Origin of the sequence: Rhizobium sp. BK512, assembly GCF_014194915.1 — a bacterium.
Classification (GTDB): Bacteria; Pseudomonadota; Alphaproteobacteria; order Rhizobiales; family Rhizobiaceae; genus Rhizobium.
Map to the genome: position 1 here is coordinate 686,363 of NZ_JACIAS010000001.1, position 16,278 is coordinate 702,640.

General features: G+C 59.9%; 20 protein-coding genes. 9 read left to right on the plus strand and 11 right to left on the minus strand.

Features of this window, described 5'->3' with window-relative positions; genetic code table 11:
* Position 1: 1 nt before the first annotated feature.
* On the minus strand, positions 2 to 1,021 hold the full coding sequence (locus tag FHX06_RS03490; protein ID WP_183878114.1) for an NAD(P)H-binding protein: 1,020 nt from the start codon (positions 1,019 to 1,021) through the stop codon (positions 2 to 4).
* An 89-nt stretch (positions 1,022 to 1,110) separates the two neighbouring features.
* Here FHX06_RS03490 and FHX06_RS03495 point away from each other — a divergent pair, with 89 nt between their 5' ends.
* Complete coding sequence (locus tag FHX06_RS03495) at positions 1,111 to 2,031, plus strand: LysR family transcriptional regulator (RefSeq protein ID WP_112972235.1); 921 nt, start codon at positions 1,111 to 1,113, stop codon at positions 2,029 to 2,031.
* 25 nt (positions 2,032 to 2,056) lie between these two features.
* On the opposite strand, the gene FHX06_RS03500 is transcribed toward FHX06_RS03495, so the two are convergent.
* Positions 2,057 to 2,338, minus strand: a complete 282-nt coding sequence (locus FHX06_RS03500) for a DUF2188 domain-containing protein (RefSeq protein WP_112543596.1) — start codon at positions 2,336 to 2,338, stop codon at positions 2,057 to 2,059.
* A 239-nt stretch (positions 2,339 to 2,577) separates the two neighbouring features.
* Here FHX06_RS03500 and FHX06_RS03505 point away from each other — a divergent pair, with 239 nt between their 5' ends.
* Entirely contained in the window at positions 2,578 to 3,672 is a 1,095-nt protein-coding gene (locus tag FHX06_RS03505; protein WP_112543595.1) for a calcium:proton antiporter, read from the plus strand.
* A 123-nt stretch (positions 3,673 to 3,795) separates the two neighbouring features.
* On the opposite strand, the gene FHX06_RS03510 is transcribed toward FHX06_RS03505, so the two are convergent.
* Positions 3,796 to 4,998, minus strand: coding sequence for a pyridoxal phosphate-dependent aminotransferase (locus tag FHX06_RS03510; protein WP_007824321.1), 1,203 nt, complete (start codon positions 4,996 to 4,998; stop codon positions 3,796 to 3,798).
* Between the two features lie 384 nt (positions 4,999 to 5,382).
* Here FHX06_RS03510 and FHX06_RS03515 point away from each other — a divergent pair, with 384 nt between their 5' ends.
* From FHX06_RS03515 to FHX06_RS03525, 3 genes are all read left to right on the plus strand, one after another.
* Positions 5,383 to 5,679, plus strand: a complete 297-nt coding sequence (locus tag FHX06_RS03515; RefSeq protein ID WP_112543594.1) for a hypothetical protein — start codon at positions 5,383 to 5,385, stop codon at positions 5,677 to 5,679.
* Entirely contained in the window at positions 5,669 to 6,001 is a 333-nt protein-coding gene (locus tag FHX06_RS03520) for a sortase (protein ID WP_183878116.1), read from the plus strand. Before FHX06_RS03515 ends, FHX06_RS03520 begins: the two co-directional genes overlap by 11 nt.
* Before the next feature lie 108 nt (positions 6,002 to 6,109).
* Positions 6,110 to 7,264, plus strand: coding sequence for a PQQ-dependent sugar dehydrogenase (locus tag FHX06_RS03525; protein ID WP_183878408.1), 1,155 nt, complete (start codon positions 6,110 to 6,112; stop codon positions 7,262 to 7,264).
* Here the strand turns inward: FHX06_RS03525 and FHX06_RS03530 are convergent.
* Positions 7,261 to 7,743 carry a DUF3052 domain-containing protein gene (locus FHX06_RS03530; protein WP_183878118.1) on the minus strand — a complete coding sequence of 161 codons (483 nt, stop codon included), beginning with the start codon at positions 7,741 to 7,743 and terminating at the stop codon, positions 7,261 to 7,263. The two genes, FHX06_RS03525 and FHX06_RS03530, sit on opposite strands and share 4 nt — an antisense overlap.
* Positions 7,683 to 8,246, minus strand: coding sequence for a DUF1176 domain-containing protein (locus tag FHX06_RS03535; protein ID WP_183878120.1), 564 nt, complete (start codon positions 8,244 to 8,246; stop codon positions 7,683 to 7,685). The genes FHX06_RS03530 and FHX06_RS03535 overlap by 61 nt, the downstream gene beginning before the upstream one ends.
* Before the next feature lie 105 nt (positions 8,247 to 8,351).
* Here FHX06_RS03535 and FHX06_RS03540 point away from each other — a divergent pair, with 105 nt between their 5' ends.
* The 3 genes from FHX06_RS03540 to FHX06_RS03550 all read left to right on the plus strand — a co-directional run bounded on the left by FHX06_RS03540 (position 8,352) and on the right by FHX06_RS03550 (position 10,560).
* On the plus strand, positions 8,352 to 9,242 hold the full coding sequence (locus FHX06_RS03540; RefSeq protein WP_112972228.1) for a DMT family transporter: 891 nt from the start codon (positions 8,352 to 8,354) through the stop codon (positions 9,240 to 9,242).
* A gap of 488 nt (positions 9,243 to 9,730) precedes the next feature.
* Positions 9,731 to 9,946 carry a cold-shock protein gene (locus tag FHX06_RS03545; protein ID WP_007824341.1) on the plus strand — a complete coding sequence of 72 codons (216 nt, stop codon included), beginning with the start codon at positions 9,731 to 9,733 and terminating at the stop codon, positions 9,944 to 9,946.
* Between the two features lie 143 nt (positions 9,947 to 10,089).
* Complete coding sequence (locus tag FHX06_RS03550) at positions 10,090 to 10,560, plus strand: BA14K family protein (RefSeq protein WP_112543588.1); 471 nt, start codon at positions 10,090 to 10,092, stop codon at positions 10,558 to 10,560.
* Between the two features lie 63 nt (positions 10,561 to 10,623).
* Here FHX06_RS03550 and FHX06_RS03555 read toward each other — a convergent pair whose 3' ends face one another.
* On the minus strand, positions 10,624 to 11,496 hold the full coding sequence (locus FHX06_RS03555) for an oxidoreductase (protein WP_113208165.1): 873 nt from the start codon (positions 11,494 to 11,496) through the stop codon (positions 10,624 to 10,626).
* Positions 11,497 to 11,594: 98 nt separating this feature from the next.
* Here FHX06_RS03555 and FHX06_RS03560 point away from each other — a divergent pair, with 98 nt between their 5' ends.
* Entirely contained in the window at positions 11,595 to 11,975 is a 381-nt protein-coding gene (locus tag FHX06_RS03560; RefSeq protein WP_409564315.1) for a winged helix-turn-helix transcriptional regulator, read from the plus strand.
* On the opposite strand, the gene FHX06_RS03565 is transcribed toward FHX06_RS03560, so the two are convergent.
* From FHX06_RS03565 to FHX06_RS03585, 5 genes are all read right to left on the minus strand, one after another.
* Positions 11,972 to 13,348: an ATP-binding protein gene (locus FHX06_RS03565; RefSeq protein ID WP_112543585.1), complete on the minus strand. Its 1,377-nt coding sequence runs from the start codon at positions 13,346 to 13,348 to the stop codon at positions 11,972 to 11,974. The two genes, FHX06_RS03560 and FHX06_RS03565, sit on opposite strands and share 4 nt — an antisense overlap.
* Positions 13,349 to 13,373: 25 nt before the next feature.
* Positions 13,374 to 14,075 carry a response regulator gene (locus FHX06_RS03570; RefSeq protein WP_112543584.1) on the minus strand — a complete coding sequence of 234 codons (702 nt, stop codon included), beginning with the start codon at positions 14,073 to 14,075 and terminating at the stop codon, positions 13,374 to 13,376.
* Entirely contained in the window at positions 14,076 to 14,567 is a 492-nt protein-coding gene (locus tag FHX06_RS03575; protein ID WP_112543583.1) for a MarR family winged helix-turn-helix transcriptional regulator, read from the minus strand.
* 658 nt (positions 14,568 to 15,225) lie between these two features.
* Positions 15,226 to 15,492: a hypothetical protein gene (locus tag FHX06_RS03580; protein WP_112543582.1), complete on the minus strand. Its 267-nt coding sequence runs from the start codon at positions 15,490 to 15,492 to the stop codon at positions 15,226 to 15,228.
* Between the two features lie 166 nt (positions 15,493 to 15,658).
* The gene (locus FHX06_RS03585) at positions 15,659 to 16,276 is read right to left on the minus strand and encodes a DUF1236 domain-containing protein (RefSeq protein WP_112543581.1); all 618 of its coding nucleotides are present in this window, start codon (positions 16,274 to 16,276) and stop codon (positions 15,659 to 15,661) included.
* Positions 16,277 to 16,278: the final 2 nt, after the last annotated feature.

A 16,278-nucleotide genomic window follows, 5' to 3' on the forward strand; every position in this document is an offset into this window, starting at 1 on the left:
CTTAATTTCCGATCGTGAGAGAATGCGCTGGCGTCGCCGCAGAATGCGGTTCCGGCAGAGATCCCTGCGCGATGAGCGTTGCGCGCACGGCCTCGTCGATCGGCGTATGTGGCTCGGTTCCGAGTTCGGCGACCAGCTTGTCATTCCTCATACGCACCGTCACCTTCCACAGGTAACGCATCTCCTTCAGCTCATGCATGACGGTCATGAAAGGAGCGAGCAGCGGTACAATGAACCAGGGGAAGCGACCGATCTTTGCCGCGCCGCCGGCAACACGCCGGACAGCCTCCGCCATCTGCTGGCCGTCACCATCCCAGAAGCCGTTCAGGTGATAACAAGCGAAAGCTGGCAGGCGCGCTGCCCGCTCGACGAGTTGCACCATCGTCTCCGCAACATCGGGCAAATAGGCCCATTGGTGACCAATGCCCGGTCTCGCCGGATTCTTGATCGTACCAACAGGCTTGCCCGGCGTGGCGAAGGCGGCGGAGAACCAGCTGTTGCTCGTCGCGCCCGGCCCGAAGAAATCGCCGGCGCGAACGATGATCACACCTGTGCCGGTCTCTGAAGCCGCCTTCAGACGCTTCTCCATCTCGACACGTATCTTGCCCTTCTTCGTCACCGGATGCTGCGGACTATCCTCCGTCACAACGGGAAACGCATCCTGCCCGAAATTATAGACGGTGCCCGGCAGTACGATGCGGGCGCCAACGGCACGAGCTGCGGCAATCGTATTATCAAGCATCGGCAGAACCAGCTTCTCCCAGTCGCGGTAACCGGGCGGATTGACGGCATGCACGATAAGGCTTGCACCTTCGGCCGCCTTGCGCACATCCGCCGCATTCATCGCGTCCCCCTGCATCCAGTCGAAACCCTGCCCGCTCGCCGATGCTTTCGCGGCGTTGCGGTTGAGCGCCCTCACCGTCCAGCCGCGGGCCTGCAGCTTGCGGGCCACCGCACCGCCGATGCCGCCGGTAGCGCCGAGAACCAGCGCCAGTTTCTTATCCTGATATTCACTGCTCATGATCATCTCCTTGTTCGTTGAGACGACTATGCCTTCTATCCACGATAAACAAAATTGACGAAATAAGTTCCGTCGCTATACATAATTATATGGATACCGAACCAAGCTGGGATTTCTATCGCTCTTTCCTCACCGTCCTTCGTCAGGGATCGCTCTCGGCTGCCGCGCGTGAACTCGGCCTGACCCAGCCGACGATCGGCCGTCATATCGACGCGCTGGAGCAGGCTGTCGGCGCGGAGCTCTTTACCCGCTCTTCGAATGGCCTGTTGCCGACCGATATGGCGCTCGACCTGAAACCCTATGCCGAGACGCTCGCAACGACGGCCGACGCCTTCCTGCGCACGGCATCCAGCCGGCGCGACAAGGTGGAAGGCACCGTGCGCATCAGCGCCAGCGAAGTGATCGGCATCGAAGTGCTGCCGCCGATCATCGCCGATCTGCAGGAGGCCTATCCGGGCTTGCAGGTGGAGCTGTCGGCATCGGATGCGCTGGAAGACCTCATGAACCGGGAGGCGGATATTGCCGTGCGTATGACCGAGCCGCAGCAGGATGTGCTGCTGGCGCGGCGCATCGGCGATATCCCGCTCGGCTTCCACGCCCATCGCCGCTATCTTGAACGCCACGGCACACCGCAGACAATGGCCGATCTCACTGGTCATCGTATCATCGGCTTCGACCGGCAGACGGCCTATATCCGCATGATGCGCAAGCTCTATCCGGCAGTTGACGAACTCGCTGCGGCCTTTCGCACCAGCAATCATCTCGCCCATCTGGCCGCGATCCGCGCCGGGATAGGCATCGGCATCTGCCAGACGGGGCTTGCTCGCCCGAACCATGATCTTGTCCACATTCTGTCGGACGAATTCGAGATGCGGCTTGGCACATGGGTTGTCATGCACGAGAGCCTCAGGACCTCGCCGCGCTGCCGCGTAACCTTCGACGCGCTGGTTGATGGTCTGCTGAGCTACATCAAGTCATGCAGGGGAAACGCGCGCCTGATGACGCGCTGAATGAGGTCAGAAAATCGGCGGGAGATCAGGGCTCGGGGGAAACCTCGGGCGAACGGCTCTTGGTGAACCCGTCCACAACCTCGGTTTCGGGACGATCGCCACCTTCGGCATATTCCTCGTGCCACTTGCCCTGCGCGTCCTGCCAGCTGATCTCGGCGGAGTCGCCGCCGACCTGCTGCTCGGCCGCAACGATGCGGGCAGCTTCTAGCGCCTCGGAGTGGCTCGGAAATGCCTCGGAATAGACGTCTCCAAGCTTGTAGGCCCAGCCGCCGTCATGCGGTACGACCTCATAAACCACCTTGACCATGCATGTGTCTCCTCTTTCTTCTCGTTGCGCATCCGCAGGCTCCCGGATCATGTCCGGTTCAGCGCGGGCCGCTTGAGAAGATTTCGAGGACGCCGCGATCTGGGTTCGGCTGCCGTATGAAAAGCAGTATTTCATTAATCGTCACAGACTGCAAATTTCATCAGCTACGAGTCCGCTTGCCTAGAAAAATCACCGGCTTAGATTCCCGGAGGGAATCAAACTCGGCGCTGGCGGTAGACATGGCATTGCATCTTAAGGAAGAAAAATTCTTGATCGTGGCGGTCGTGGTCGCGATCATCGCCTACATGCTGGAACATTCGGTCATGGAGGCCGGCCGGGCCATGGCGCTTGTCGCGGCCGCCGCTCTGATCGCGACCATTGTGCTCGCCTCCATGCGCGTCGCCCATCACGCCGAACTGTTGGCCGTCAAGGTCGGCGATCCCTACGGCACCATGATCCTGACGCTCTCGGCCGTCGCCGTTGAAGTCATCATCCTCGCCATCATGATGAGCGGCGAGGAAACGTCGCCAACGCTCGTGCGCGACACGATCTATTCAGCGCTCATGCTCGATATCAACGGCATCCTCGGCCTGGCCGCCCTGCTCGGCGGCCTGAAACATGGCGAGCAACCCTATAACGACAATTCCGGCAAGACCTATGGCGTGATGATCCTGACCGCCATGGGCATCTCGATGATCGTTCCGGAATTCGTGCCCGACGACAAATGGCACTATTATTCCGGCTTCACCATCATTGCCATGATCGCCCTCTACGGCCTCTTCCTGCGCATGCAGGTCGGCCAGCACAGCTATTTCTTTTCCTACAGCTATCCACGCTCGGAACGGCAGAAGGAGCATCCCGAAGAACACCACGACGAAGGGTCGGTCGCGACCTCGATCACCATCATCCTGATCGGCGTCGTCATCATCGGTGCGCTCGCCGAATTCATGTCGGGCTTCATGAATGAGGGCCTGCGGGATAGCGGTGCTCCTGTGGCCGTGACCGCAATCGTGGTCGCCGCCATCTCCGCCGCTCCTGAAATTTTGACGGCCCTGAGGGCCGCACTCCGCAACCGCATGCAGGCAACCGTCAACATCGCCATGGGCGCATCCCTCTCGACGGTGATCCTTACCGTGCCGGTCATGGAAGCGATCGCGCTCTATACCGGCCAGCCTTTCATCATGGCCATGTCGCCGGTCCAGACGGTGATGGTCATGGTCACGCTGATCGCCGCGGCAATCAACCTCAACGACGGCGAGACCAATGCCATCGAAGGCATGACACATTTCATCCTCTTCGCCACGTTCATCATGCTGACGGCGATCGGACTTTGAACTTGAAATCAGCGACTTAGCGCCAAGAGCGGAATCGCTTTCGAAGCACGTTGAATCAAAAAGTGAGACAAAGAAAAAGCCCGCCATCTCTGGCGGGCTTTTCGATAGGGCTGATGCTGCCGATTACTTGCAAGCGCCGCAGAAGCGCTGGATGCGGCGGCAAGCTTCCTCAAGCAATTCTTCCGACGTCGCATAGGAGATGCGGAAGTTCGGGCCGAGGCCGAAGGCCGAGCCATGAACGACGGCCACGCCTTCCGATTCCAGCAGTTCGGAAACGAAATCCTCGTCCGTCTCGATCACCTTGCCGGACGGGGCTGTCTTGCCGATGAGACCGGCGCAGGACGGATAGACATAGAAGGCGCCTTCCGGCACCGGGCAGACGATGCCCTTGGCCTGGTTCAGCATGGAAACGACGAGGTCACGGCGGCCTTCGAATATCTTCTTGTTCTCGGGGATGAAGTCCTGTGTGCCGTTCAGCGCTTCGACGGCCGCCCACTGGGCGATCGAGGTCGCACCCGATGTCTGCTGCCCCTGGATCATGTCCATAGCCTTGATCAGCTGGATCGGGCCTGCCGCATAACCAATACGCCAGCCGGTCATCGCATAGGCCTTGGAGACGCCGTTCATCGTCAGCGTGCGGTCGTAGAGCTTGGGCTCGACTTCGACGGGCGTGACGAATTTGAAGTCACCATAGGTCAGGTGCTCGTACATGTCGTCCGTCAGCACCCAGACCTGAGGATGCTTCATCAGCACGTCCGTCAGTGCCTTCAACTCGTCATGCGTATAGGCAGCGCCCGTCGGGTTGGACGGCGAATTGAAGATGAACCACTTGGTCTTCGGCGTGATCGCCTTTTCGAGATCGGCGGGCTGGAGCTTGAAATTATGCTCCTGGGTGGCCGAAACGAAAACCGGTGTGCCGCCGCAGAGCGCCACCATCTCGGGATAGGATACCCAGTAAGGCGCGGGGATCACGACTTCATCGCCGGGGTTCAACGTCGCCATGAAGGCGTTGAAAAGGATCTGCTTGCCGCCCGTGCCGACAATCGTCTGCTCCCAGGAATATTCCAGACCGTTCTCGCGCTTGAATTTGGCGGCAATCGCCTTACGCAGCTCGGGGATACCGGATACCGGCGTGTATTTCGTTTCGCCGCGATTGATCGCGTCGATCGCCGCTTTCTTGATATTCTCGGGCGTATCGAAATCGGGCTCGCCGGCGCCAAGGCCGATCACGTCGCGTCCTTTTGCTTTCAGTTCGCGCGCTTTCTGAGAAACGGCGATGGTGGCTGAAGGCTTCACGCGGGAAAGGGCATCGGCAAGGAAGGCCATGATATCGGTCCTACAAGGTTGAAACGGGCAGAAGGCCGGGACCGGAGTTCTGCGCTAAGCTCTATGTCCAATGTATGACATCATTTCAAGCGCAAAGGCATGATTGCCGCGATGATTCTTATTGATCAATTGCCGCATCTGCGTCTGGAAATTTGAATGGAGCTTTGAAGTGGCGCTGCGGGTGGCCGACCCACGCACACGGGAAGTTGATTCAATTTCTGAGGTCGGCCCTAATTTATTACTAAAAATCAAGGTTATCGCCCGTTTACCATTTGCCATGAATAAGCCGCAACAAATGCCGTGGCGCGCCGCAATTCGGTCGTGAGAGTGCCGAGATCGAAACGATATTCTCCGCCATCCGACACTGGTTATTGAGGGCATACCATGTTTCTGGAAGACGAACGCGCGGCAGAACGCCTGCGTGCAATCCGGGTTTCCCTATCGCTGATGGTGGCAGTCATTGCTTTTGCAAGCTGCATCGTCGCGACGTTCTGCCTGTTTTCGGCCGCCGAAGCAGGGCCGGCCATGGCTTCCAGCTCCCTCAAAACGTCCTATGCCGATCAGAAGATCATCGATGGCGTAGCCGTACTTGTCGCCGCGTTCGTCGCCGCAAACGGACTTGCCATCTGGCTGCGCCGCATCAAGGGCCGTCTCTCGGAGGGGCCGCGCCATGTCCGCTAAGCCGCAGCGGTCCGGCTGGACCGAGGAAACGGGCTCGTTCGAGCCGCTGCCGACCTATCTCGAACTGGCAATGGCTGCGGCGTCTGCCCATGAGGCCCCGCCTTCACCGCCGAGACCTCGCCTCCCCGGGCTTTCTGTCGTCGAAAAACTGGTCGCCGTCGGCATCGTTTGCCTCGCCTTCTACGGCATGGCCCTGATCGGCTGCGGCCTCTTCCTGAAAGCGGAAGCAAAGCGCACCGGCTTCATCACACAGCGGATGATGAGTGCGGAGCTGCAGGATGCCGATTTCGATATCCGCTTCTCTCCCCGCATAATCAACTGACCTGCACTCGTTCAACCCGAGAACACAAAACCGTTATGAGCGGCGATTGCGGTTGAAGCGCCCCATGCCCCGCGCCAACTTCCCCTCAAAATGACGACGGGGAATATGATGGATACGATCTCGCCATTCCGTTTTATCCTGCTCCTCGGCGGGGCCATGGCTTTTTCGGGGCCAGCCCTTGCCCAGATTGGAGACATTGTCAGGACAAAGGAAGTTTCGGTTCGAGTCGAAAAGCTCGCCGAAGGGCTCGAGCATCCGTGGGCGGTCGAGGTCCTGCCCGATGGCAGCTATATCGTCACGGAGCGACCGGGGCGGCTCCGCATCATCCGTGACGGCAGGGTTTCCGATCCGATCCGCGGCGTGCCAGAAGTCAGCGCCCAGGGCCAGGGCGGCCTGATGGATGTCGCCCTCGCCCCGGATTTCGCGACCAGCCGAAAGCTTTATCTGACCGCCGCAACCGCCAGCGACCGGGGTTCGGGCACAGAGGCGTTCGGCGCAACACTTTCCCCGGATGAAAAGAGCCTCGAGAACGTCACGCCGATCTTCACCATGCGGCGCTTTACCCGCGGCAACATCCAGTATGGGTCGCGCATCGCGATCGCCCCAGACGGCTCGCTGTTCATCAGCGTCGGCGACCGCGGCAACCGCAACCGCTCGCAGGATTGGAAGGATGATGCCGGCTCGATCGTCCATCTCAACGCCGATGGCAGCATTCCTGCCGACAATCCCTTCAAGGATAGCAATAAGGCCCTGCCGGAAATCTGGTCCAAGGGTCATCGCAACCCGCAGGGCATCACTTTCGACAGCGCCGACGGCAAGCTCTACACCGTCGAACATGGCGCGCGTGGCGGTGACGAGATCAACAATCCCGAACCCGGCAAGAATTACGGCTGGCCTGTTATCACCTATGGCCGAGACTATTCCGGTGCCAAGATTGGCGAAGGAACAGCCAAGGAGGGCCTCGAACAGCCCCTGCACTACTGGGACCCGTCGATCGCCCCTGGCGCCCTCCTGATCTATCGCGGCAAGATGTTTCCGGAATGGAACGGCGATTTCATCGTAGCAGCGCTGAAGTTCCAGTTGCTGTCCCGCATGCAGCGGGATTCGAGCGGCGCCTTCACCGCTGAGGAGCGCTTGTTTGAGGGTGACTATGGCCGCATCCGGGACGTCATCGTCGCCCCCGACGGCGCATTGCTGATGGTGACCGACGAGGATGACGGCGAACTGCTCCGGGTTTCCCGCGCCGAAAGCCGGGCCGGCTAGAGCGCGTTCCGCAACTCCTTGCGGATCATGAATTTCAGCCCGGACCAGACATCATCGACGGCGCAGACTTTGACGTCGACGAGACCTGTCGGCAACAGGACCTCCCTAAGGGCGTCCTCGGTGATGCTGGTCGGGACTTTCGAACTCTTCTTCGGCCAGGATATCCAGACCATGCCATCCGGCTTGATCGCGGAAAACAGAGCCGCTGCCATGTCTTCCAGCACCGCGCGCTGCGTCTCAAAGATATGGACATAGTCGAATTGCCGATGAGACCCTTGCGATAAGATACGTGCGACCGAAACGAAGCCCTCGAACTCGTCGATCTCCATCAGCCCATCGGGAACATTGACGAGCAAGGCCGCCTGCCCCGCTTTAAGCCCCAGCTTCTTTGCGAGCGGCGTGCCGGAATATCCTGACGTCATTGTCGCTTCCACACGAGCGGCCACGTTGCCGGACCGCCGTCGGCCCTGGCATCGCATTCTTCCTTGATGCGCACTTCCTCGAGAACGAGAAAATCCGTGCTATCGAGCCCGGCGGCACGCCACGCATAATAGCTGCCGCAATCGCCCAGGCCGCGCCCCTTCAGTAAAGAGGTGAAGCGTCCTTCCGCAGCGTCGTAGCGGATATTGACGGCCGTATCGCCGGTCGTTTCCGAAAACTTCAGCGGAAAGACCGTTCGAGAAATCCGGTCGCCGTAACCGCCATAGATCGCGAAAGGCATGTTGTAGGCGCCGGACTGGCCGCAAGGCACGATGATCAGTCTCTTCCCGGTCTCGCCGGTGACTTCGAAGGCGTCGCCATAGGCTAGCCGCTGCTCTTCGATGTGGCAGTCGCCGTCATCGGGCTCGACATCCGCGCGCACCGCATCGGGCAAATCGGCAAAGTGTGCAATCGGCAGGACGGGTGATGAAGCCTCGGCCGAAACATTCCCAGGCCCAGCCAGGGCAGCTGCCGTAACGGCCGCAATCAGTTGCCGCTTCATCCGTGCCTCCGAACCATTTGAGGAATTCCCATCCTTGTCGAAAAGAGATGCGCCTGCTAACCCGGCAGCACAACTCTTAAATGCTTCCCGAACATCGAGGGCGAGATGACGCGCGTTCAGGCGAACCTCCTTCTATTGCTTGCAGCTGCCATCTGGGGCGGTGGCTTCGTCGCGCAATCGACGGCAATGAAGGCGATCGGCCCCTTCTGGTTCATCGGCCTGCGCTTCGCCATCGCCGCATTTGCCACCCTGCCTTTCACACTGATCGAAGCGCGCAAGGCGAAGGTCGCAACCAGCCGCCGGCATCTCGGCCTCTATCTGATGATCGGGCTGGCGCTCTTTGGCGGTGCTTCGACACAGCAGATCGGCCTGCAGACGACGACTGTCACCAATTCCAGTTTCATTACCGGGCTCTATGTAATCTTTGTGCCGCTGATCGCAGTCTTCTTCCTGCGCCGCTCACCGCACTGGATCATCTGGCCGGGCGCCATCATGGCCGTGTCGGGCATCTACATGCTGTCGGGCGGCCAGCTTTCGGCCCTGACGGTGGGAGATCTGCTGACGGTCGTCTGCGCCGTCTTCTGGTCGATCCAGATCACGCTTGCCGGAACGACAGTCGGCGAAACGGGACGGCCGCTTGCACTGTCCAGCGCCCAGTTTGCGGTCACGGCAGCCTGTGCGCTCGTCATCGCCGCCCTTTTCGAACCGGTGAGCCTGACAGATATCCGCGTGGCTGCACCCGAAATCCTCTATGTCGGTATCTTCTCCTCGGGCGTCGCCTTCGTGCTGCAGGTCGTCGCCCAGCGCTACACCACGCCCTCGCAGGCAGCGATCTTCCTCTCCGCCGAAGCGCTGTTCGGCGCCACGCTTGCCGCACTTCTTTTGGGCGAGAGCATGCCGCCACTCGGCTATATAGGTTGTGCGCTGATGTTTATCGCTATGCTTGTAGTCGAGCTCGTGCCCGAAATGACCCGCCGCCGCTCCCCGACGGCCTGAACACGCGTCCATTTATGGGGCGTTTAGTACCATCTGAAATTTTTTTTAAGCGAGCGACAAGACGCGCTAGCGTTGCATTTTTGGTAAAATCTGCCCGGAACTTATATTGCAGACGATATAAAACGTTAATCAATTGCTCTCGACGAGGATTTTTTGGCGTTTTTGCGAAAACAGGCCATATTTGCGGGGGTCTTCTTAGGAACCCGTTAAAAAACTTTTGCTTGCCAAAATCCTTCAAACGCAGCACTCTTCGCGCGTTCGGGCATTTTGCGAGCATGGGAAGTCCTTAAGAATTTGCGAGCCGGAAACGCTAATATTCCGGTCAGCCGGTCCCAATGAAAGCGGGCGTTAAGTCCTGCCTGGAACCGGTGGAGGTAGAGGGGACCTTTTTCTCACATTTCAAGATCTGCCTGCCAGCGTCTTCGCGAGAAGGCAATAGCGTAATGCTGCCCGTGTGGATGGCGGGCGGAGACAAAAGGACCTGAGGCATGGCCGAGACTGGCACTGTAAAATTCTTCAATACCGACAAGGGCTTCGGCTTCATCAAGCCGGACAAGGGCGGCGCCGATATCTTCGTTCACATTTCTGCCGTTCAGGCTTCCGGCCTGGCCGGTCTGACGGAAAACCAGAAAGTAAGCTTCGACACAGAGCCGGATCGCCGTGGCAAGGGCCCGAAGGCCGTCAATCTGCAGATTTCAGGCTGAACCCTCGCATAGGCGTGGAATCGAGTTGAAGCCCGGCAGCCATGCCGGGTTTTGTCGTTCAGACTCCATTCAGCATGCCGCCGCTAGTTTCGGAACCATAGAGAAGGGACCGCTTCCGGTTTCCGATACTGGGATTTTACGCGATGAACAGGCTTGCAAAGACCATTCTTCTGACAGCAACCGCCGCTGCCCTGACCCTCGCAGCCATCGGTGAAGCTTCGGCTGGCGACCGTTACTGGCGTCATGGCCACGACCACGGCAACGATGCACTGGTCGGCGGCGCTGTCGGCCTTGCGACCGGCCTGATCGTCGGCTCTGCCATCGCCAATGCCAACAACGGCCCGGTATATGAAGAGCGCCGCTACATTGACCCGCCGGTCTATGAGCCTGAATATGCTCCGCCGCCGGTCTACCGCGCGCGTCCCGTTTACTCCGAACCCGTCTATTCCGAGCCGGCCTATGGCCGCCCGGTTTACGGACGCCCCGTCAGCGCCATGGAACCCTGGAGCGCCCAGTGGCAACGCTATTGCTCCTATCGCTATCGCAGCTTCGATCCGCAGAGCGGCACCTATGTCGGCAATGACGGTCGCGAGCACTTCTGCGTCGCAAGCTGATCGGCTGAAGATGTTTTGACGAAAAGCGCCGCCACAATCCGGCGCTTTTCTTTTGTCCGCACCTCAGCCGGCCTTCTTGTCCCAAGGCATGGGCCGGGCATCGCCGCTCTGTTCGAAATCGGTCGACTGGCTGACGACACGCCAGATGCGATCGGCCTCCATTCGCGCTGCATCCGCCTTTTCCACGGCTGCGGCCGCATCGCTGCCGAGCAGCAATCTCAGCGGCGGCGTATCGAGCGAAGCGATATGCAGCACCGCGGCCGCCGCCCTGGCCGGATCGCCGGGCTGGCGGCCATTATAGTTGCGCTGATAGTCCGCCATGGCGCCGACCGTTTCGGCATATTCCGGACGGCCTTCGTAGATCGCCGTCGACGAGCCTGCAAAGTCCGTGCGGAAACCGCCGGGCTCGATCACCGTCACCTTGATGCCGAGCGGCCCGACCTCCTTGGAAAGCACTTCGGAAAAGCCCTCAACGCCCCATTTCGCTGCCGCGTAGGGCGCGCGCCCGACAGGCCCGATCCTGCCGCCGACGGAAGAGAACTGGATGATATGGCCTGCCCCCTGCCCGCGCATGACCGGGATCGCCGCCTTGGTCATGATGATCGTGCCGAAGAGATTGGTCTCGATCTGCGCCCGGAATTCGGCAAGGCTCGTATCCTCGATCGGCGCGACATTGCCGTAACCGGCATTGTTGACCAGCACGTCGAGCCGGCCGAATGTATCGACCGCGGTCTTCACGGCCGCTCCCGCCGCCGCCTCGTCGGTCACATCGAGCGCCAGGGCGAGAACGCGCGAGCCATACGCATCAACAAGATCGGCAAGCTGGGCGGGATCGCGCGCCGTCGCGACCAGCTTGTCGCCGGCCTCAAGCACGGCATTGGCGAGCGCGCGGCCGAGGCCACGCGAACTTCCGGTAATCAACCAAATCTTTGACATGGGAAACCTCCTTTTCGGTTCTCAATCCATTTAGGATCTATTGTTTCCTTTAGAAAGAAGGTACCCAATGGATCTATACAAACCTGAAGGTAACTGTAATGAAAGACGACATCTTTGATTTCTGTCGTAACATGAGCGATGAGCAGGATGCGCGAGCCCGGCAGATGCTGGAACGTGCCGCTGCAAAATGGCCGCTCCGCGTCCTGCACGTGCTTTCGGAAGCGAACGGGCCTCTACGCTTTTCTAGAGTGCTCGAGCGGGTGGAGGATATCAGCCAGAAAGTGCTGACACAGACATTGCGCACGCTCGAAAGCGACGGCCTCGTCATCCGCACGCTCTATCCGCAGGTACCGCCGCGCGTCGAATATGAGTTGACGCCGCTTGGCCGCGAATTGCTGACGCAGGTCGTCTCGCTCTGGCGCTGGATCGTAGTCCACCTCAATGAGTTTGACGCCGACAAACCTGCAGCCAGCCGCTAGGCTGGAATACGCACCGTCGCCCTCAGCCCGCCAAGCGGACTGTCGCCGAGCGTGATATTACCGCCGTGGCTACGGGCAATGTCCCTGACGATGGCGAGCCCGAGACCGGTACCCGAGGCATCGAGATTGCGTGCACTGTCCAGCCGGAAGAACGGCTTGAACACGTCCTCCCGATACTTCTCGGGGATGCCGGGGCCATCGTCGTCAAAGACAATCGTCAGCCACTTTGCGCTATGCTTGGCCTCGATATGAAGCGTATCGGCATAACGCCTTGCATTCGAGGCCAGATTGGTAACAAGCCGCGTAAAGGCATTGGGGCGCACGGCGATATGGTCCTCGCCATCGATGGAATAGGTCAGCGCCTTGCCGTGCAGGTCGAAATCGGCCTCGAGTTTCTCGAAGACTTCACTGAGCTTCAGCTCCCCGACATCCTCCTCAACCTCGCCCCTGGCAAAGGCCATGTAGGCCTCCAGCATGGTCTGCATGTCGTTGACGTCTTCGTTGAGGCCGGCAAGATCGGGATTCTCGCCGGCGAGCGCCAGCTGCAGTTTGAAGCGTGTCAGGATGGTCCTAAGGTCGTGGCTGACACCTGAGAGCATCGCCGTGCGCTGCTCGATCTGCCGCTCGATTCGCTCACGCATGAGGATGAAGGCAAGACCGGCGCGCCGCACTTCATCGGCGCCGCGGGGATAGAAATTGTCCGCCTTCTGCCCCTTGCCAAAGCTTTCCGCCGCCCGCGCGAGATTGAGGATCGGCCGGATCTGGCCGCGCAGGAACAGGATCGAGATGGCGATCAGCACCAGTGACGCGCCGACCATCCAGAGAATGAAAATATGCGTGTTCGATGCATAGGCCTGACTGCGTTTCGTGATCACGCGCAGGATGCGATTGTCGAGTTTGATACGGATCTCGATGAGATTGGAATTGCCCACCGTATCGATCCAGAACGGCCGGCGGATTTCATCGGTGATCTCATCGCTCAGAATGCCGTCGAGGATCGAGAAAAACGGCTTGTTGCGCGGCGGCGGCAGATCGCCATCCGGCTCGATCGAAATTTGCAGGCTGAGCTGGTCGCGGGCGATGCGGGTTATGTCGCTGTAATCGGCATCCTGCGGATAGGTGTCGATGACCTCGATGATGGCGGCAATATCGCGGGTGACGGCAAGCGACAGACGCTCCGTCACCATCTGCCAGTGACGTTCCATGAAGACGGCTGCGACGACCGACTGCAGGAGCACCATCGGAATGATGATGATCAGCAACGAACGCGTATAGAGACCCGTTGGCAATCGCCGGCGCAGCCAGCGGACGAACCAGCGCCAGCCGGGTGCAGGAGAGCGGTCTTCCCGCCGCAAGCTGTCGAATGTCACCATTTGCGCCGGTCCCGAACCCGTCGTTTCAGTCGATACTCAGTCTGTATCCGATCCCGCGCACCGTTTGCAGCCAGACCGGATTGGCAGGATCATCCTCGATCTTGCGGCGCAGGCGGTTGATCTGCACGTCGATCGTACGTTCGCCGACCTCGGCATCGTCTCCGATCAGCTCGTGGCGCGGGATCGTGTCGCCGGCCCGACGGGCAAAAAGCAGCATGATCTCCTGCTCACGGTCCGTCAGGCGGATCACTTCCGCAGCCTTCTTCAGCTCCTTGCGCGTGAGCGAAAAGGTGTAAGGACCGAACATGATCTGCTCGATCTTCGGCGTATCGCCACCGCTGTTGCGCCGCAGGATATTGTTGACGCGCAGGACGAGTTCGCGCGGATCGAATGGCTTGGGAAGGTAATCGTCGGCTCCGGCTTCAAGCCCGGCAATACGGCTGTCGGATTCTGCAAGCGCCGTCAGCATGATGATCGGCACGTTCTTCACGGCCCTGAGCCCGCGTGTCACTTCGATGCCGGATTCGCCGGGCATCATCACGTCCATGATGATGAGGTCGAAATCGAGCCCTTCCAGCTTGCGCTGCGCCTCCGCCCCGTCAGAGGCAATGGTCACCCGAAAACCGTTTTCCGTCAGGTAGCGGTTCAGGAGCGCACGGATACGGGTATCGTCGTCGACGACGAGAAGATGCGCCGCGTCATCGGAAATGCCTGTCTTGACCGCCATTCAATCCGCCTTCTGTCTGTCTCGCATGCCTCTGAGGAATGCCTTTACGCCCTCCCGTGCCTCCGGGGTAGCTCCCCCGAATGCCCGTTCAATACGGCGTGATTGCGGCTCGGCGAGCGCCAGAGCCAGCTCCCTGCCCGATTTGGTGGGATAGAGCTTGCGCTGTCGGCGATCCTCCGGGCCTGCCACCTGCCGAATATAGCCTGAATCGATCAATTGTTTCAGCACTCTTGCAAGGCTCTGCTTGGTGATCTTCAGCGTATCGAGCAGATCGGCGACCGTCATTCCCGGATTTCGGTTGACGAAATGTACGACGCGGTGATGCGCGCGACCAAAACCACTCTTTTCGAGAATGGCATCGGGATCGGATACGAAGTCACGATAAGCGAAGAAGAACAGCTCGATGATCTCGAAATCGATGATCCCGGTATCTTCCATCGGCGTGGCCAGCGGCTCAGGTTTGCCTGCTTTCGAGCTGGTCTGTCGTGGCACTCGGCATTCCCTTCCTCTTGGCGCGATATAGCGAAGCTTGCACAAAAGCATGCCCGCCTTATTGGCATTACATCGGTAGTCGTTTCCCCGGACGTTGCAGGAGGCCTCGCACGGGCTCCTCCTTCCGGAAACTAAAGCCCGCCCGGCAAAACTCCAATACAACGCGCAATTTCCCCCAACGTCAGTGGATAGAACGTAATGGGGACAACAATCAACTGACATGGCGCAAAAGCGACGGGTAAGGCAAGGATGCATTCTGATCTGCGGCCGATAGCATGGCGCAGCTGCGATGGCGTTTTGGGTCAGGCGAACCGCAATCGAGGTCCAATCCGGCCTGTTTGATGAACGGCACACCCGCAGACGGTGATCAAGTTCACCGGCCGCCGCGGCATTGAAGCCGTCGAACAATCGATCTTCCCGGAAGAGCCGAGCGGCCTCTCCGGATGCGTCCTACGGGCGCGGAAGTTACTCCCGTCTCCGGGATCGTTTGTAGCATCGCACCGGCAACCATCTCCCAACGCCTAAAGAGCAACCCATGGAAGAAATCTATCCGGCCGCGGCAATCGCTGCCGAATAAATCATTCGCCAACCATGACAGCCCAGCCAGCCGTGTCATCCACGGGCCATTTGGTTGTCCTGCGTCGGGCGTGCCGAACCTTCAGCGTGCCTTGGCCATGACCAGCCCGGCAAGCGTCGAAAGGATGCCGCCGCCGATCAGCCCGCCGATACCGTCGGCGATCAGCCCGGTCGCTGCAGCTTCACCGCCGAGCATGCTGAGCAGCATGCCGCCGCCAATACCGCCAATTGCGCCCGCAATCGTTCGAGCAACGACGTTGATCGCCGTCTGTTTCAGTGCGGCGCTCGCAGCATTGCCGCCGACTGCCCCTGCAATCACTTGTGTGATGAGCGGAAGTAGAGCTTCCATCATTTCCTCCTCTGGCGATCTCCCCGATCGCCGACTCATGCCATCACCGGATGACATGTTAGAATATTATCATATTCCAGAGAGGAAGTAGAGATACATAACAACCCACGCGGGAGCTGCGACATATGAGAAAGGCGACCCGAAGGCCGCCTGTCACTTCTGCCGTTTATTGATAGACGTAGACGATGCGGCGCGTGCCCGGATCGACCAGCACCGGTCGGTCGTTGATGCGCACGTAGCGATACTGGTAATCCGGAATCGTCTGGAAGGTCACGTCCGCAGGCACTTCGGCGCCGACGACCACATCACCGCCAAGCTGTACAGCCTGCCCCGGCGTCGTATCGATATAGGTACGGACTTCCTCCGGTGGCGTGATGGTCTCGACCGAGCCAACCGGACCAATGAGTTCGTCGCCTGGCGCAGGCATCGGCTCTGCCGGCACGACGCTGGCGGTTGTCTCATAGGTCACTACAGGCACACCGAGATCACCGCGATGCTGCTCTACGATGACGGGAGAACCGCCCTGATCGACCTGCAGATATTCGGCATAGACCCAGCCGCGCACGCCATTCACATCGACGCGGCACCAGCGGCTGCCTTCGATGCAGCCATCGAGAACGGCGGTCGAGCCGCGCGTGGCAAGACCGACGGACGGATATTGCGGACCAGGCCCCGAACGGATGTTCAGGTCGTTGATGGACGTCGCCACCATCTCCGCCTGAGCAAGGCCAGCACTCGCAGCCAGAAAGGCGCCTGCCAGCAAAAGGTTTCTCTTCAAGGTCATTG

What these genes read in the sequence shown, in the direction of transcription:
- FHX06_RS03585 (WP_112543581.1), bottom strand. Translation starts at nt 16,276, where the DNA reads ATGACCTTGAAGAGAAACCTTTTGCTGGCAGGCGCCTTTCTGGCTGCG.
- FHX06_RS03515 (WP_112543594.1), top strand. Translation starts at nt 5,383, where the DNA reads ATGTTTCTGGAAGACGAACGCGCGGCAGAACGCCTGCGTGCAATCCGG.
- FHX06_RS03540 (WP_112972228.1), top strand. Translation starts at nt 8,352, where the DNA reads ATGACGCGCGTTCAGGCGAACCTCCTTCTATTGCTTGCAGCTGCCATC.
- FHX06_RS03500 (WP_112543596.1), bottom strand. Translation starts at nt 2,338, where the DNA reads ATGGTCAAGGTGGTTTATGAGGTCGTACCGCATGACGGCGGCTGGGCC.
- FHX06_RS03490 (WP_183878114.1), bottom strand. Translation starts at nt 1,021, where the DNA reads ATGAGCAGTGAATATCAGGATAAGAAACTGGCGCTGGTTCTCGGCGCT.
- FHX06_RS03495 (WP_112972235.1), top strand. Translation starts at nt 1,111, where the DNA reads ATGGATACCGAACCAAGCTGGGATTTCTATCGCTCTTTCCTCACCGTC.
- FHX06_RS03560 (WP_409564315.1), top strand. Translation starts at nt 11,595, where the DNA reads ATGAAAGACGACATCTTTGATTTCTGTCGTAACATGAGCGATGAGCAG.
- FHX06_RS03570 (WP_112543584.1), bottom strand. Translation starts at nt 14,075, where the DNA reads ATGGCGGTCAAGACAGGCATTTCCGATGACGCGGCGCATCTTCTCGTC.
- FHX06_RS03550 (WP_112543588.1), top strand. Translation starts at nt 10,090, where the DNA reads ATGAACAGGCTTGCAAAGACCATTCTTCTGACAGCAACCGCCGCTGCC.
- FHX06_RS03505 (WP_112543595.1), top strand. Translation starts at nt 2,578, where the DNA reads ATGGCATTGCATCTTAAGGAAGAAAAATTCTTGATCGTGGCGGTCGTG.
- FHX06_RS03555 (WP_113208165.1), bottom strand. Translation starts at nt 11,496, where the DNA reads ATGTCAAAGATTTGGTTGATTACCGGAAGTTCGCGTGGCCTCGGCCGC.
- FHX06_RS03545 (WP_007824341.1), top strand. Translation starts at nt 9,731, where the DNA reads ATGGCCGAGACTGGCACTGTAAAATTCTTCAATACCGACAAGGGCTTC.
- FHX06_RS03565 (WP_112543585.1), bottom strand. Translation starts at nt 13,348, where the DNA reads ATGGTGACATTCGACAGCTTGCGGCGGGAAGACCGCTCTCCTGCACCC.
- FHX06_RS03530 (WP_183878118.1), bottom strand. Translation starts at nt 7,743, where the DNA reads ATGCGATGCCAGGGCCGACGGCGGTCCGGCAACGTGGCCGCTCGTGTG.
- FHX06_RS03535 (WP_183878120.1), bottom strand. Translation starts at nt 8,246, where the DNA reads ATGAAGCGGCAACTGATTGCGGCCGTTACGGCAGCTGCCCTGGCTGGG.
- FHX06_RS03520 (WP_183878116.1), top strand. Translation starts at nt 5,669, where the DNA reads ATGTCCGCTAAGCCGCAGCGGTCCGGCTGGACCGAGGAAACGGGCTCG.
- FHX06_RS03580 (WP_112543582.1), bottom strand. Translation starts at nt 15,492, where the DNA reads ATGGAAGCTCTACTTCCGCTCATCACACAAGTGATTGCAGGGGCAGTC.
- FHX06_RS03510 (WP_007824321.1), bottom strand. Translation starts at nt 4,998, where the DNA reads ATGGCCTTCCTTGCCGATGCCCTTTCCCGCGTGAAGCCTTCAGCCACC.
- FHX06_RS03525 (WP_183878408.1), top strand. Translation starts at nt 6,110, where the DNA reads ATGGATACGATCTCGCCATTCCGTTTTATCCTGCTCCTCGGCGGGGCC.